The 14,937-nt window shown below is 63.4% G+C and carries 13 protein-coding genes; 3 read left to right on the plus strand and 10 right to left on the minus strand.

The features are described 5' to 3' along the window. Positions 1-43: 43 nt before the first annotated feature. Positions 44-2,041, plus strand: a complete 1,998-nt coding sequence (gene betT / locus BMY68_RS17280) for a choline BCCT transporter BetT (RefSeq protein WP_007925980.1) — start codon at positions 44-46, stop codon at positions 2,039-2,041. Positions 2,042-2,271: 230 nt separating this feature from the next. Here betT and choV read toward each other — a convergent pair whose 3' ends face one another. The 3 genes from choV to BMY68_RS17295 all read right to left on the minus strand — a co-directional run bounded on the left by choV (position 2,272) and on the right by BMY68_RS17295 (position 5,309). Then, positions 2,272-3,450: a choline ABC transporter ATP-binding protein gene (choV, locus tag BMY68_RS17285; RefSeq protein WP_009045965.1), complete on the minus strand. Its 1,179-nt coding sequence runs from the start codon at positions 3,448-3,450 to the stop codon at positions 2,272-2,274. Further along, positions 3,447-4,292 carry a choline ABC transporter permease subunit gene (gene choW / locus BMY68_RS17290; protein WP_007925985.1) on the minus strand — a complete coding sequence of 282 codons (846 nt, stop codon included), beginning with the start codon at positions 4,290-4,292 and terminating at the stop codon, positions 3,447-3,449. The genes choV and choW overlap by 4 nt, the downstream gene beginning before the upstream one ends. A gap of 66 nt (positions 4,293-4,358) precedes the next feature. After that, positions 4,359-5,309, minus strand: coding sequence for a choline ABC transporter substrate-binding protein (locus tag BMY68_RS17295; protein WP_085533050.1), 951 nt, complete (start codon positions 5,307-5,309; stop codon positions 4,359-4,361). A gap of 426 nt (positions 5,310-5,735) precedes the next feature. Here BMY68_RS17295 and BMY68_RS17300 point away from each other — a divergent pair, with 426 nt between their 5' ends. Both BMY68_RS17300 and BMY68_RS17305 read left to right on the plus strand, forming a co-directional pair. Further along, positions 5,736-7,112 carry an L-serine ammonia-lyase gene (locus tag BMY68_RS17300; RefSeq protein ID WP_085533052.1) on the plus strand — a complete coding sequence of 459 codons (1,377 nt, stop codon included), beginning with the start codon at positions 5,736-5,738 and terminating at the stop codon, positions 7,110-7,112. A 570-nt stretch (positions 7,113-7,682) separates the two neighbouring features. Continuing rightward, a complete protein-coding gene (locus BMY68_RS17305) occupies positions 7,683-8,777 on the plus strand; it encodes a choline metabolism transcriptional regulator GbdR (RefSeq protein ID WP_009045963.1) in 1,095 nt (364 codons plus the stop codon). Here BMY68_RS17305 and aac(6') read toward each other — a convergent pair whose 3' ends face one another. From aac(6') to choX, 7 genes are all read right to left on the minus strand, one after another. Further along, entirely contained in the window at positions 8,778-9,224 is a 447-nt protein-coding gene (gene aac(6') / locus BMY68_RS17310; RefSeq protein ID WP_085533054.1) for an aminoglycoside 6'-N-acetyltransferase, read from the minus strand. A gap of 62 nt (positions 9,225-9,286) precedes the next feature. After that, positions 9,287-9,547: a hypothetical protein gene (locus tag BMY68_RS17315; RefSeq protein WP_007925996.1), complete on the minus strand. Its 261-nt coding sequence runs from the start codon at positions 9,545-9,547 to the stop codon at positions 9,287-9,289. A 383-nt stretch (positions 9,548-9,930) separates the two neighbouring features. Beyond that, on the minus strand, positions 9,931-11,094 hold the full coding sequence (locus tag BMY68_RS17320) for a gamma-butyrobetaine dioxygenase (protein ID WP_085533055.1): 1,164 nt from the start codon (positions 11,092-11,094) through the stop codon (positions 9,931-9,933). A 24-nt stretch (positions 11,095-11,118) separates the two neighbouring features. Continuing rightward, a complete protein-coding gene (locus BMY68_RS17325) occupies positions 11,119-11,595 on the minus strand; it encodes a thioesterase family protein (RefSeq protein ID WP_085533057.1) in 477 nt (158 codons plus the stop codon). Positions 11,596-11,735: 140 nt separating this feature from the next. Continuing rightward, a complete protein-coding gene (locus BMY68_RS17330; RefSeq protein WP_085533059.1) occupies positions 11,736-12,701 on the minus strand; it encodes an L-carnitine dehydrogenase in 966 nt (321 codons plus the stop codon). A 208-nt stretch (positions 12,702-12,909) separates the two neighbouring features. Then, positions 12,910-13,797: a 3-dehydrocarnitine:acetyl-CoA trimethylamine transferase CdhC gene (locus BMY68_RS17335; RefSeq protein WP_085533061.1), complete on the minus strand. Its 888-nt coding sequence runs from the start codon at positions 13,795-13,797 to the stop codon at positions 12,910-12,912. Positions 13,798-13,870: 73 nt separating this feature from the next. Next, positions 13,871-14,815: a choline ABC transporter substrate-binding protein gene (gene choX / locus BMY68_RS17340; protein WP_009045957.1), complete on the minus strand. Its 945-nt coding sequence runs from the start codon at positions 14,813-14,815 to the stop codon at positions 13,871-13,873. Positions 14,816-14,937 lie beyond the last annotated feature (122 nt).

The following is a 14,937-nucleotide window of genomic DNA, read 5'->3' on the forward strand; positions in this document are numbered from 1 at the left end:
TTGCCTTGTGTTCTTCTCTCGCACTGCCTGGAGCATCTGTGCCATGAGTTCTGCCTCTCTTATAAAGACCCCACCGGAAAAGGTGCGGGTCAACGGTTGGGTGTTCTACACCTCTACCGCGCTGATCCTGTTGCTGACCGCCATTCTGATCATCGCCCCGCAAGAGGCCGGCAGACTGCTCGGCATTGCCCAGGCCTGGTTGTCCCGCAGCTTCGGCTGGTACTACATGGTGGTGATCGCCGCCTACCTGGTCTTCGTCGTCGGCCTGGCGTTTTCCTCCTACGGCAAACTCAAGCTGGGAACCAAGCAAGACACTCCGGATTTCAGCTATGGCGCCTGGGCCGGCATGCTGTTTTCGTCCGGTATCGGCATTTCGCTGCTGTACTTCGGCGCCTCCGAACCGCTGGACCACTACTTCAATCCGCCTGAAGGTGTACCGGGCAGCAACCAGGCTGCGCGTTCGGCGCTGCAGCTGACGTTCCTGCACTGGGGCCTGCACGGCTGGGCGATCTATGCCCTGGTCGGCCTGGCCGTGGCCTACTTTGCCTACCGCCACAACCAGCCGCTGGCGCTGCGATCGGCGCTTTACCCGCTGGTGGGCGAGCGCTGGGTCAAAGGCGCGGCCGGCCACGCGGTGGACGGTTTCGGCATGTTCGTGACCCTGCTGGGCCTGGTGACCAACCTGGGCATCGGCTCGATGCAGGTGTCTTCCGGCCTGGAAAACCTGTTCGGCATGGAACACAGCAACACCAACCTGCTGATCGTGATCATCGTCATGAGCACCGTGGCCACCATTGCCGCGGTATCGGGTGTGGAAAACGGCATCCGCCGCCTGTCCAACCTGAACATCGTGTTGTTCAGCGGCCTGCTGATCTTCGTGCTGCTGTTTGGTCCGACCCTGCACCTGCTTAACGGTTTCGTGCAAAACGTCGGCGATTACCTCAACGGTGTGGTGCTCAAGACCTTCGACCTCTATGTGTACGAAGGCGACAGCGCCAAGTCCGACCGCTGGCTGGGCCTGTGGACCCTGTTCTACTGGGCCTGGTGGATTTCCTGGGCGCCATTCGTGGGCATGTTCATCGCGCGTATTTCCCGTGGCCGTACCGTGCGCGAGCTGGTGGCGGGCGTGCTGCTGATTCCGCTGGGCTTCACCCTGGCCTGGCTGTCGGTGTTCGGTAACTCGGCCCTGGACCTGGTGATGAACCATGGCGCGGTGGAACTCGGCAAGACGGCGCTGGAACAGCCGTCCATGGCGATCTACCAGCTGCTGGATCATTACCCGGCGTCGAAGATTGTCATCGGCGTGTCGATTTTCGTCGGCTTCGTGCTGTTCCTGACCCCGGCCGACTCCGGCGCGGTGATGATGGCCAACCTGTCCTGCAAGGGCGGCAACGTCGATGAAGACGCCCCGCACTGGCTGCGGATCTTCTGGTCGGTGGTGATCACCCTGGTGACCGTCGGTCTGCTGTTCGCTGGTAACTTCGAAGCCATGCAGACCATGGTGGTGCTGGCCGGCCTGCCGTTCTCGGTGGTGCTGGTGTGCTTTATGTTCGGCCTGCACAAGGCCATGCGCCAGGACACGCAGATCGAACAGGAGCAGGCGGAACTGGCGGCCCGTGGCCGTCGTGGTTTCAGCGAGCGCCTGACCCAGCTTGACCTGCAGCCGACCCAGGCGGTGGTCCAGCGTTTCATGGACAAGCACGTGACGCCGGCGCTGGAAGAGGCCGCGACCCAGCTGCGCAACCAGGGCCTGGATGTGCAAACCCTGCTGGGCAAGTCCAAGCGTTGCATGGGCGTGCGGATCGAGATGGAAGAGGGCAACCCTTTTGTCTATGAAGTGAGCCTGGACGGCTACCTGGCGGCGCCGAGCGAATCGGCCGATGCGCCCGAAGAGCGTGCGCGCTACTACCGCGCCGAGGTCTACCTGCACAACGGCAGTCAGGAATACGACTTGATGGGCTTCACGCAGGAGCAGATCACCCGTGATGTGCTCGACCAGTTCGAAAGCCATCGGCAGCTCCTTGGCCGGGTCTACAGCTAAGACGTGAGAGGCGCGGTGTAGCCCTGTTACACCGTGTCGCCTGTATCGCGAGCAAGCTCGCTCCTACAAGGATTGCATTTGACCTGTAGGAGCGAGCTTGCTCGCGAAGCGCCATCCCTGACCCAGCGCAACACCCGCTCCCGCAACAGGGAGCAAACCTGCACTCTTTATTCCCGATAAAACAAAAACGCCGCGATCGATGTCGCGGCGTTTTTGTCTGCGTGTCGCTGTTACCCCAGGTTCTTGCCGAGCAGCGCGTGGTAGAGCTCGCTGTCGCCGAGGATCCCCACCACCTTGTTGTTGTCGTGCAGCACCAGCTTGTTGCCGGTCTGGTAGCGGATCTGCAGGGCGTCGCGCATGCCGATATTGGAGTCGACCAGGGTCGGCTTGCGGCCCAGGCCTTCCACCGCCTGGCCCGGGATCCAGTTCTGCAGGTCGAGGCTGGCGCCGTTCTGGCGTGCGCCCTTGATGGTGTTGCCCTCGGCCAGGTCGAGCCAGGAGTCGCCACCCGGGTCCAGGCACACCGAGCCGTTGATGCGTTTGCAGTTGTCCAGGGTGCGCATCAGGCTGCGACCGCAGAGCACGTTGAGCGGGTTGGTATGGGCGACGAAGGTGCGCACATAGTCGTCCGCCGGGTTCAGCACGATTTCTTCCGGCTTGCTGTACTGGATGATCCGGCCGTCTTTCATGATGGCGATGCGGCTGCCCAGTTTCAGGGCCTCGTCGAGGTCATGGCTGACGAACACGATGGTCTTGCTCAGCTTGCGTTGCAGCTCCAGCAGTTCGTCCTGCAGGCCCTGGCGGATCAGCGGGTCGAGGGCGGAGAAGGGTTCGTCCATCAGCAGGATGTCGGCGTCCATCGCCAGGGCGCGGGCCAGGCCGACACGCTGCTGCATGCCGCCGGACAGCTCGTCGGGCTTCTTGTTGCGCCACTGGGTCAGGCCCACCAGCTCGAGTTTCTCGTCCACCAGCTTGCGCCGTTCCTTTTCCGGCCGGCCCTGCATTTCCAGACCGAAGCTGATGTTCTCGCGAACGGTCAGCCAGGGCATCAGGGCGAACTTCTGGAACACCATGGCGATGCGCTTGGTGCGCATCATCTTCAGTTCCGCCGGGGTGCAGGAGGCGATGTCGATCTGCTTGCCGTCATGCTCGACGAACAGCTTGCCGCGGCTCACGGTGTTGAGGCCGTTGATGCAGCGCAGCAGGCTCGACTTGCCGGAGCCGGAGAGGCCCATCAGCACGCAGATTTCGCCTTTCTCGATGTCCAGGCTGGCCTTTTCCACACCGACGATCTGGCCGGTCTTTTTCAGGATCTCGTTGCGGGTCATGCCCTGATCCAGCAGCTTGAGCGCCTCGCGTGGATCCTTGGAGAAGATAACGTCGACGTTATCGAAGCGGATTATGCTCATGCGTCACCCCCTACTTTGGCTTCGGGTTGTTTGCAGATACGGTCGAGCATGATCGCCAGCAGTACGATTGCCAGGCCTGCTTCGAAGCCCAGGGCGATATCGGCGGTGTTCAGTGCGTTGACCACGGGTTTGCCCAGGCCATCGGCGCCCACCAGGGCCGCGATCACCACCATCGACAACGACAGCATGATGCACTGGGTGATGCCGGCGGCGATGCTCGGCATGGCATGGGGCAGCTCGATACGCGACAACAGTTGACGGCGGGAGCAGCCAAAGGCCTTGCCGGCGTCCATCAACTCTTGTGGTACATCGCGGATGCCCAGGTAGGTCAGGCGGATCGGCGCGGCAATGGCGAACACCACCGTGGAAATCAGGCCTGGTACCACGCCCAGACCGAACAGGGTCAGGGTAGGAATGAGGTAAACGAAGGTCGGCACGGTCTGCATCAGATCGAGCACCGGACGCATCATGGTGTAGAACATCGGCTTGTGCGCGGCGACGATGCCCAACGGCACGCCAATGAGCACGCAGACCAGGGTGGCGAACAGCACCTGGGCCAGGGTTTCCATGGTTTCCTGCCAGTAACCCAGATTGAGAATCAGCAGGAAGGACAGCACGACGAAGGCCGTCAGGCCCCATTTGCGTTGAATGATGTGCGCCAGCAAGGCAATCAGGCCGATCAAGGCCAGTGGGTTGAACCAGGTCAGCGCAAACGTCACGCCGTGGATCATCGTTTCCAGGGTCGATGCGATCGCATCGAATGTGTTGGCGCCATGTTGCGTCAACCATTCGACGAAGGCAGCGATGTACTGGCCTAAAGGGATTTTCTGATCAATGAGCATGGTATTGAACGTCCGCATGCAAGGAATAAACAGCCCGGGCGGGCGACCCCACCCGGCATAAGCGACTTACTGTGCAAGCTTGGCTTTCACGGCCTCCAGGCCAGGTTTTCCGTCAATGGTGGTCACGCCAGCGAGCCAGGTATCGAGTACCTCGGGGTTTTTCTTCAGCCAGGCCTTGGCGGCCGCCTCGGGCTTCATCTTGTCGTCCAGGACGTTACCCATCAGGGTGCTTTCCATGTTCAGGGTGAACGACAGATTCTTCAGCAACTGACCAACGTTGCTGCATTCCTCGGCGTAGCCCTTGCGGGTGTTGGTGTAGATGGTCGCCTGGCCGTAGTTGGGGCCGAAGAACTCGTCGCCGCCGGTCAGGTACTTCATCTTGAAACGGGTGTTCATCGGGTGCGGTTCCCAGCCCAGGAACACCACCGCGGTGCTGCGCCGTTGCGCACGCTCGACCTGGGACAGCATGCCCGCCTCGCTGGACTCGACCACCTTGAAGCCGGCGTCCTTGAGGCCGAAGGCGTTCTTGTCGATCATGCTCTGGATCATGCGGTTGCCGTCGTTACCCGGCTCGATGCCGTAGATCTTGCCGTCCAGTTCTTTCTTGAACTTGGCGATGTCGGCGAAATCCTTCAGGCCCTTGTTGTACAGCTCTTCCGGGACCGCCAGGGTGTACTTGGCATTCTCCAGGTTGGCGCGGATGGTTTCCACGGTGCCGGCATCGCGGTAGGGCTTGATGTCGTTTTCCATGGTCGGCATCCAGTTACCGAGGAACACATCCATGTTCTTGCCATCGGCCAGGGACTTGTAGGTCACCGGCACGGAAATCATCGTGGTCTTGGTCTTGTAGCCAAGGGCATCGAGAACGACGCTGGTGGTCGCGGTGGTGACGGTGATGTCGGTCCAGCCGACATCGGAGAAGTTTACGGTGCTGCATTGCGCCGGTTCTGCGGCGTGCGCCAGAAGCGGCAGACTCAGCATGGCGGCCAACAACAACAACGACGGGGAACCTTTCATGGGGTGGACTCCTGGGTGTTTTCTGGCGGTGTATCTGACCGCACTTATAAGTGTTGCGGTTGGGGCGAGTGGGACAGCTCTACCACAGTGCCTTGCAATCGAGTCGAGACTGATCATGTACCAGTGAAAATCTGACGCCTACAGGGTGCGTCGTATCCAGTACAGGGAGGGTCGCATCCAGTGTCGGTGAGGTCGCTTACAGCTTTTTTCAGCACTTTTTGCCCATCTGAACCGCAAAAAAACGGCCGAAACCGGAGGTCGGCGGGCCACGGCGTTGGTGGGCATGAGTGAGTCGGTGTGAGACGTCGAACGACACTGCAAAAGCCTGATGATGCGCGTATCTCGGCGGATTACTGCTTGAGCGTAGCAGCTTCGCCACCGGGCGTTTTGGCGCCCGGCGTGTGCTCATCGAGGAGTTTCGCAGTCATGGCTATCAGTGTTTTCGATCTGTTCAAAATCGGCATCGGCCCCTCCAGTTCTCACACCGTCGGGCCCATGCGTGCCGCGGCGCTGTTCGTCCAGGCCCTGCGCGAGAAAGACCTGCTGGAGCAGGTGCGCCGCATCGAGGTACGGCTCTACGGTTCGCTGTCGGCCACCGGCATCGGCCACGGCAGCGACAACGCGGTGATCATGGGGCTGATGGGCGAATGGCCGGATGCGATCGATCCGTCGCAGATCGGCTGTCGCATTGAGACCCTGCGCGAAACCAATACCCTGCTGCTCGACAACCGCCTGCCGATTCCCTTCGTCTGGGCGCGCGACATGCTGCTGATCGACGAGAACCTGCCGTTCCATCCCAACGCCATGACCCTGGTGGCCGAAGGCGAGTCCGGGGAGCTGCACCGCGATACCTATTATTCCGTGGGCGGCGGTTTTGTCGTCGACGAGGCCCAGGCCAGCAGCGGCGTGGTGGACCTGGATCGCACCGAATTGCCCTATGACTTCTCCAGCGCCGTGGAACTGCTGAGCCTGTGCCAGAAGCACAACCTGCGGGTGGCCGAACTGATGATGGCCAACGAGAAGGTCTGGCGTTCAGAGGAGGAGATCCGCGCCGGCCTGATGAAGCTCTGGCAGGCCATGCAGGATTGCGTCGAGCAGGGCCTGAAACACGAAGGCATCCTGCCCGGCGGGCTCAATGTGCGGCGCCGCGCGGCCAAGCTGCACCGCAGCCTGCAGGAATTGAACAAACCCAATGTGATCGGCTCGACCCTGAGCGCCATGGAGTGGGTCAACCTGTTCGCCCTGGCGGTGAACGAGGAAAACGCCGCCGGCGGACGCATGGTGACGGCGCCGACCAACGGCGCGGCGGGGATCATCCCGGCGGTGCTGCATTACTTCATGCGCTTCAGCGAGGACGTCACCGACGCCAACGTGGTGGACTTTTTCCTCGGCGCGGCGGCGGTGGGCATCCTCTGCAAGAAAAACGCCTCGATCTCCGGCGCCGAAGTCGGCTGCCAGGGCGAGGTGGGCTCGGCCTGCGCCATGGCCGCCGCTGGTCTGGCGGAGATTCTCGGGGCGTCGCCGGAGCAACTGTGCAACGCCGCGGAAATCGGCCTGGAGCATAACCTTGGCCTGACCTGCGACCCGGTCGGCGGCCTGGTACAGGTGCCGTGCATCGAGCGCAACGCGATTGCCGCGGTGAAGGCCATCAACGCCGCGCAAATGGCCCTGCGCGGCGACGGCCAGCACTTCATTTCCCTGGACCGGGTGATCCGCACCATGCGCGATACCGGCGCCGACATGCACGACAAATACAAGGAGACATCCCGCGGTGGCTTGGCGGTCAGCGCTGTGGAGTGTTGATGCTTTAACAGCGGGACTGCTGCGCAGTCCATCGCGGGCAAGCTCGCTCCTACAAGGTGCTGCGTTCTCCTGTAGGGGCGAGCTTGCTCGCGATGAAGTCAGGCTTTTTACCGCCAACCACAAGTAGAATTCATCCGTCAGGTCAGCCGGGTTCTGCTCATAAATTGAACACCTCGCGACGCCCACGCCACCTTTTGGAGCGTCGCAAACAGGTAAGTCCCAAGGCCCATCGGTCAGGTTTTTCGCTGACCTCGGCTGAGCGCCCATCTGTGCTTGCGGTGACACTCTTTTCCCGGGACGTTTCTCGCCGTTCCCACAAGTGCTACCGATTTGCTCACAGCCACCGGCCCAGGGCCCTCCACGGCCGATTCGGCACTGATAACCCGCACATTGCGCACGGCTTATATAGACGCATCGCGACGTCGTTTTCAGGAGTTATTGAATGGCCATTCAATTTTAGGCATGGCAATTGCTCTGTCATCACAAAGCCCGTCTCCCGCGTGAGAATGATGGCAATAACAAGAGCCTCCGCCTGAGGCCATCACCTGCTTTGTGTGAGGAGATACCGCGATGACGACGTTCAACTCCGGGGCTCAACCCCAGAACCGTGCGCCTCAATCCATCGGCTTTTTGCTGCTGGACAATTTCACGCTGATTTCCCTGGCGTCCGCGGTCGAGCCGCTGCGCATGGCCAACCAGTTGTCCGGCCGCGAGCTATATCGCTGGACCACCCTCAGCGTCGACGGCGGCCAGGTCTGGGCCAGTGATGGCCTGCAGATCACCCCCGACGCCTCCATGCACAAAGCCCCGGCCCTGGACACCGTGATCGTCTGCGGCGGCATCGGCATTCAGCGCACCGTGACCCGCGAACATGTGTCCTGGCTGCAAAGCCAGGCGCGCCAGTCCCGTCGCCTCGGCGCGGTCTGCACCGGCAGCTGGGCCCTGGCCTGCGCCGGCCTGCTCGACGGCTTCGATTGCAGCGTGCACTGGGAATGCCTGGCCTCGATGCAGGAAGCCTTCCCGCGGGTGGCCATGAGCACCCGCCTGTTCACCCTCGACCGCAATCGCTTCACCAGTTCCGGCGGCACCGCGCCGTTGGACATGATGCTGCACCTGATCAGCCGCGATCACGGCCGTGAACTGTCGGCGGCGATCTCGGAAATGTTCGTCTACGAACGTATCCGCAACGAGCAGGATCACCAGCGCGTGCCGCTCAAGCACATGCTCGGCACCAACCAGCCGAAACTGCAGGAAATCGTCGCGCTGATGGAAGCCAACCTGGAAGAGCCGATCGACCTCGACGAACTGGCGGTCTACGTTTCGGTATCCCGTCGCCAGCTGGAGCGGCTGTTCCAGAAATACCTGCACTGCTCGCCATCGCGCTACTACCTGAAGCTGCGCCTGATCCGCGCCCGCCAGCTGCTCAAGCAGACGCCGATGTCGATCATCGAAGTGGCTTCGGTCTGCGGTTTTGTCTCCACGCCGCACTTCTCCAAGTGCTACCGCGAGTACTTCGGCATTCCACCGCGTGACGAACGCGTGGGCTCCAACACCGCCCAACAGGTGGCGATGATGCCGATTCCGCAGGCGCTGGTGCTGGCTGGCCCGATGTCCTCGCTGAGCCAGGCGCGCAACGAATCGACCTTCGCCAGCGTCAGGCTGTAATCACAGGCTTTTCCTGAAGTACACGACGCGCTCGGTTTCCTCGAAACCGAGCGCTTTGTGCACGGTCTGGCTCACCAGGTTTTCCAGGCCGGTATCCGAAGCCATTTCCACGCAGCCCTGATCCCGTCCCCATTGGGCGACGGCATCGACCAGTCGTTCGGCAATGCCCTGGCGCCGCTGTTCGGCGCTGACGTACAACCCCTCCAGAAACACCACCGGCGAATGCTCGGTGCCGTTCACGTAGTCGTGGCGCAACGAAGCCTCGGCCAACCCTACTGGCTGCCCATCGGCGGTATAAGCGAGCAGGTTGATATAACGCCGCGGGTCGTCCAGCAAGCGGGCGATTTCGTCCCGGTGTTCCTCGGCCGGACAGTCGGGCCACAGCGCCTGGCGCAATGACAGCCAGCCCGCTTGATGGGCTGACTGGCAGGGTTCGATTCGAATCATGGGGGCGGCTCCTTGGCTTGCAGGCACCGCACTCTACTCCGCGATCCGCGCCCGGCGAAGGCTCAGGCGCGGCTGTTCTGGAATTGGGCCAGGGCCGGCAACAGTTGTTTGTCGATAGCCTGGCGCACGGCTGGCAGGATGGTGGCATTGCCGGTCAGCATCTGCTCGACCATGCCCTTGAGGGCCTTGGCCCGGGCATCGCTCAAGCCGCGCACCGCACACTCGCAGGCCTGGTCGGCCGTGGCGCCGGCCGGCATTTCAAAACCCAGGGCCCTCAGCTGGCCGAGCAGGTCGTCCTGGTCAATCAGATCCGCGTGCATCATGACTCTTATCCTTGTTCAGGGAGCGTGGTCGTGAGCCGATTCTGGTAGCCACCCGGACAGTCGGCAAGGGCGAATTGTCGCAATGGCCGGGATGCCTATGAACAGGTCGTTTTCGGCTAACTTGGCTTGAAGGCGACTGGGCACACTGGATTCCAGCTCGGTCATCGAAGGTTTGGTCACCCTCGTGTCGGCTCCTCAGAAAACCTCCTCTGCCCCGATCCTGTCACGGCTTGATCGGGGTCTTTTTTTGTCTGGGAAAAAGGTGCTGCCTGGGAGATTTTTTCGCGAGCAAGCTCGCTCCTACAGGTTCGCGTCGTAGCACGATGCTGGGTACGACATCGCCTCTGTAGGAGCGAGCTTGCTCGCGATTGACGCGACGCGGTCTAGCGCTGCAACACCAGGATCCGCGACAGCAACTCGTCGCGGTCGATGTAGCAACCCTGGAAATGCCGCGCGCCGGTTGCGGGGTCGAAGGCGTTGCGCGCGTGCAGGGTGCGGCGGTTGTCGAAGCACCACAGCTCGCCCGGGTTGAGGCGCTGGATCAGGCGAAAGCGCGGCTCGCGGGTCATGGCGATAAAACGTCGATAAGCGCGGTAGAGCCGGGGCATGTCGTCCACCGAGGCCTCGAACGGCCCGCACAGGAAGTTGGCCATGCGGATCTCCGTGACCTCGCCCAGCGCACCCAGGGCGATCACCGGCGCCAGGCAGCGGTAGTCGCTGTGGCGGTCCTTGTTGCGAAACTCCACGGGAATCTCGCACAGCGCGCGAAACGCCTGGGGGTCTTCGCGGCGCAAGGCGTCGGCGATGGCAAAGCCGTCGACAAAGATGCTTTCGCCGCCTTCGGCGTCGTTCACCAGGCAATGCAGGAACTGCAGGCCCGGTTGCAGCTCGCGGGTCGGCAGGTCGGTGTGCAGCGGCAGGTTGAAGGCGGTGTAGGCGTTGCTGTCGGCGTCGGCCTTGGATTGCACGTTGAACAACACGCCGAAATTGCTCTCGCGAATAAAGGCAATGCGCTTGGCGACCTGGGCCAGCGACCCCGGTGCGGTGGGCACCCCACGGACTTGCGTCAGGCCGATATCGCGCACCGCCAGCAGCCATTGCAGCAGCGCCTGGGAATCCTCCATCAGCGCCTGGTACTCGAACACCGGCAGTTGCAGCCGACTGTCCCACAGTTGGCTGTGCGGGCGACGCGCGCGGCGCTCGGCGCGGCTTTCATCGTCGTAGGCGTGGGCCCGCAGCCAGCCCGGATCGAAGCGGCTGAGGTGGCCGTCCTGCCAGTCGATGCTCAGGCAGCCCTGGGCGTCGATCCGGCTGGCGGCCGGGGCCAGGTCTTCGGCGACGTCGACGATCTCCAGCACCTGCTCGCGGGTCACGCTGTACACGCAGTGCGCGCAGGGGCAGTTGTCGCGCAGCCACTGATGATGAAAGGGGCTCGAACGACCGTCGGCCCACTGCACCTGAACACGGTCCGCCAGGGCTTGTACGGCGGTCAACGCGCTGATCAACGGGTAACTGCGGAAGTCGGCAAAAGCGGTGGAGGTATTCACGGTGCGGTCCTTTCTTATGGGTGGTTATTTTTCCGGCGGCAGGGCAATCACCCGGCCGATCCAGGCGGGGGCGGGGAGGTCGGCCTGCCCGGCGGCGATGTCTCGTAGCCTGTTCAGCACCGGCTCGCTGAACGGCGCCGAGCGCGGGCCGGCGAGGTCGACGTGGAGCAGCATCTGCTCGTTGCCGGCCAGTTCCAGGTTGTCACCGACCTTGTGCAGGCTGTGGTACAGGTGCAGGCGCTTGCGGTCGTGGCCGATGATCTGGGTGTGCACTTCGACCTCGGTATCGAGCTTCACTTCATGCAGGTAATTGAGGTGCAGCTCCAGGGTGAACAGCGAGTTGCCGCTGGCTTCGCGGTGGTTGCTGTCCATGCCCAGCCGGTCCATCAGGGCGTCGGTGGCGTAGCTGAAAATCAGCAGGTAGAAGGCGTCCCGCAGGTGGCCGTTGTAATCGACCCAGTCGGGGCTGATGCGGGTGGTGTAGGTGGTGAGTGCGGGCATGTCATGGGCTCACGAAAATGGCGGGCTGAACCTGTAGCCGCTGCCGCAGGCTGCGATCGGCTCCGCAGGAGACGCGCTCTTGCGGAAGGCTCTTCGAGCCTTATCGCAGCCTGCGGCAGCGGCTACAGGGGGCGTCAGGGTTACTCGCTGAAGCTCATGCCGTGTTTGGCCTTGGTGGTTTTAACCGCTTCGAGCACGGCGAGCAGGCAGTCATCACGATAGCGCTCCAGCGCCGAAATGCTGTGGGTGCCGAGCTGCTCGGCGGTGCCTTCGACCACGTCGTCGATCAGCTTGTCGGTCAGTTCCGGGGCCGGCAGGTAGGTCCACGGCAGTTGCAGGGCCGGGCCGAACTGGGCCATGAAGTGCCGCATGCCGGCATCGCCCCCGGCCAGGGTGTAGGTCAGGAAAGTGCCCATGAACGACCAGCGCAGGCCGGCGCCGAAGCGGATCGCGTCGTCGATTTCGCCGGTGGTGGCGACGCCGTCGTTGACCAGGTGCAGGGCCTCGCGCCACAGCGCCTCCAAAAGACGGTCGGCGATAAAGCCCGGGACTTCCTTGCGCACATGCAGCGGGCGCATGCCCAGGGATTCATAGACTTTGATCGCGGCCTGCACGGCTTCTGGCGCGGTGTTCTTGCCGCCGACCACTTCCACCAGCGGCAGCAGGTACACCGGGTTGAACGGGTGGCCGACCACGCAGCGTTCCGGGTGGGTCGAGCTCTCGTAGAACTCGCTCGGCAGCAGGCCGGAGGTGCTGGAGCCGATCAGCGCATTGGGCTTGGCCGCGGCGCTGATCCTGGCGTGCAGGTCGAGTTTCAGTTCCAGGCGTTCCGGGGCGCTTTCCTGGATGAAGTCGGCGTCTTTCACGCACTCCTCGATGGTCGCGACAAAACGCAGGCGATCCTGCGCAGCGCCCGGTGCCAGGCCCTGTTTCTCCAGGGCGCCCCAGGCATTGGCCACGCGCTTGCGCAGGGCCGCCTCGGCACCGGGCGCCGGGTCCCAGGCCACCACGTCCAGACCGTGGGCGAGGGCGCGCGATACCCAGCCGCTGCCGATGACACCGCTGCCCAGGGCGGCGAAAGTTTTGATCTCGGTGATAAAGCTCATGGTCATTTCCTGAAAGTCAAAAGTGAATGCATCTGTAGCCGCTGCCGAGCAGCGCGAGGCTGCGTGCGGCTGCGTGCGGCTGCGCAGCAGTCGTAAGGCCGGACGGTGCGGTAAATCAGGTCATTCGTGGTCGCCCTTGTGGCGGCTGCGTTGCAGCCGTGCGCAGCCTCGCGGGCTCGGCAGCGGCTACAGGCAACCGCCTTCCGGGTCAGCCGCGCTTGCGCAGGCCCATCCTGGCCCGGCCCTCGGCCGGGGTCAGGACGCGGGCGCCGAGGCGGCTGAGGATCTCGCCGGCGCGCTCCACCAACTGGCCGTTGGTCGCCAGTACGCCCTTGTCCAGCCACAGGTTGTCCTCCAGGCCGACCCGCACGTTGCCGCCCAGCAGCACCGCCTGCGCGGCCATCGGCATCTGCATGCGGCCGATACCGAAGCCGGCCCAGACCGCACCCGCCGGCAGGTTGTCGACCATGGCCTTCATGGTGGTGGTGTCGGCCGGCGCGCCCCAGGGAATGCCCAGGCACAGCTGGAACAGCGGGTCGTCCAGCAGGCCTTCCTTGATCATCTGCTTGGCGAACCACAGGTGGCCGGTGTCGAAGATCTCCAGCTCGGCCTTCACCCCCAGTTCCTGGATGCGCTTGGCGCCGGCGCGCAGTTGCGCCGGGGTGGACACGTAAATGGTGTCGCCGTCGCCGAAGTTCAGGGTGCCGCAGTCCAGGGTGCAGATTTCCGGCAGCAGTTCCTCGACGTGGGCCAGGCGGGTCAGCGGGCCGACCAGGTCGGTGTTGGGGCCGAACTCCATCGGGTTTTCGCCGGCGCCGATCTCCAGGTCGCCGCCCATCCCGGCGGTGAGGTTGACGATGATGTCGACGTCCGCTTCGCGAATGCGCTCCATCACTTCGCGGTACAGCGCGACGTCGCGGCTGAACTTGCCGGTGTCCGGGTTGCGCACGTGGCAGTGGACCACGGTGGCGCCGGCCTTGGCCGCTTCCACCGCGGCGGCGGCAATCTGTTTCGGGGTGACCGGCACGTGGGGGCTCTTGGCGGTCGTGTCGCCAGCACCGGTGAGTGCGCAGGTGATGATGACGTCGTGGTTCATGGTGCGGGTTCCTTACAGGCGTGGTGGGTCGCTGCGCAGCCGTTTGGCGCTGCGCAGAGGGAGTTCGGGGTGGTTATTGGCTGGTCAGTTTCAGGTTGTCGGCGGCCGGCTTGCCGTCGAAGGTGGTGACCCCTTCGAGCCAGCGCGCCTTGTCCTGCGGATGTTCGGCGAGCCATTGCCTGGCCGATTCCAGGGCGTCCTTGTGGTCGAGCAGCGGTTGCATCATGCGGCTCTCGTCCTCGGCGCTGAAGGTCAGGTTGCTCAGCAGCCGGTTCACGTTCGGGCACTGCTCGGCGTAGGTCGGCGCGGTGACGGTCCACACCGTGGCCATGCCTTCGTTCGGGCCCAGGGCGTCGTCGCTGCCGGTGAGGTAGGTCATCTGCACGTTGACGTTCATTGGGTGCGGCGCCCAGCCGAAGAACACCACGGCTTCCTTGCGTCGCACGGCGCGATCCACCGCCGCGAGCATGCCGGCCTCGCTGGATTCGACCAGCTGGAATTTGCCCAGGCCGAACTGGTTCTTGGTGATCATTGCCTTGATCTGGGTATTGGCGCCCGAGCCGGGCTCGATGCCGTAGATCTTGCCGCCCAGTTCCTTCTCGAATCTGGCGATGTCGGCGAAGGTCTTCAGGCCCTTGTCCGCCAGGTAGGTAGGCACGGCGAGGGTCGCGCGGGCGTCCTTGAGGCTGGGCTCGGCCAGCACCTTGACCTGTTTGGCCTCGATGAAGGGGGTGATGGTCTGGGTCATCAGCGGGTTCCAGTAGCCGAGGAACAGGTCCAGGCGCTGGTCGCGGATGCCGGCGAAAATGATCTGCTGCGAGGCGCTGGTCTGCCTGGTCTTGTAGCCGAGGCCGTCGAGCAGTACCTGGGCCATGGCGCTGGTGGCGATCACGTCGGTCCAGTTGACCACGCCGAGGCGCACGTTCTGGCAACTGGCGGCGTCGGCGGCCATGGCGCCGGAGCTGAGAAAGACGGTACCGCTGAGTGCAAGGACGCAACTGCTGATCAGTCGTTTCATGAAGGTTTCCTCGGCAGGTCGTTATTGTCGGTTCCGGCGTCTATGTGCGCCGGTGATGCCACGTTACGCAGCCGGCGGGCGCTGAAAACGCACAGCGGCGACCGGCTCTTGCACTGCGGCGA

Origin of the sequence: Pseudomonas sp. NFACC41-3 (assembly GCF_900109505.1) — a bacterium.
Taxonomy (GTDB): Bacteria; Pseudomonadota; Gammaproteobacteria; order Pseudomonadales; family Pseudomonadaceae; genus Aquipseudomonas; species Aquipseudomonas chlororaphis.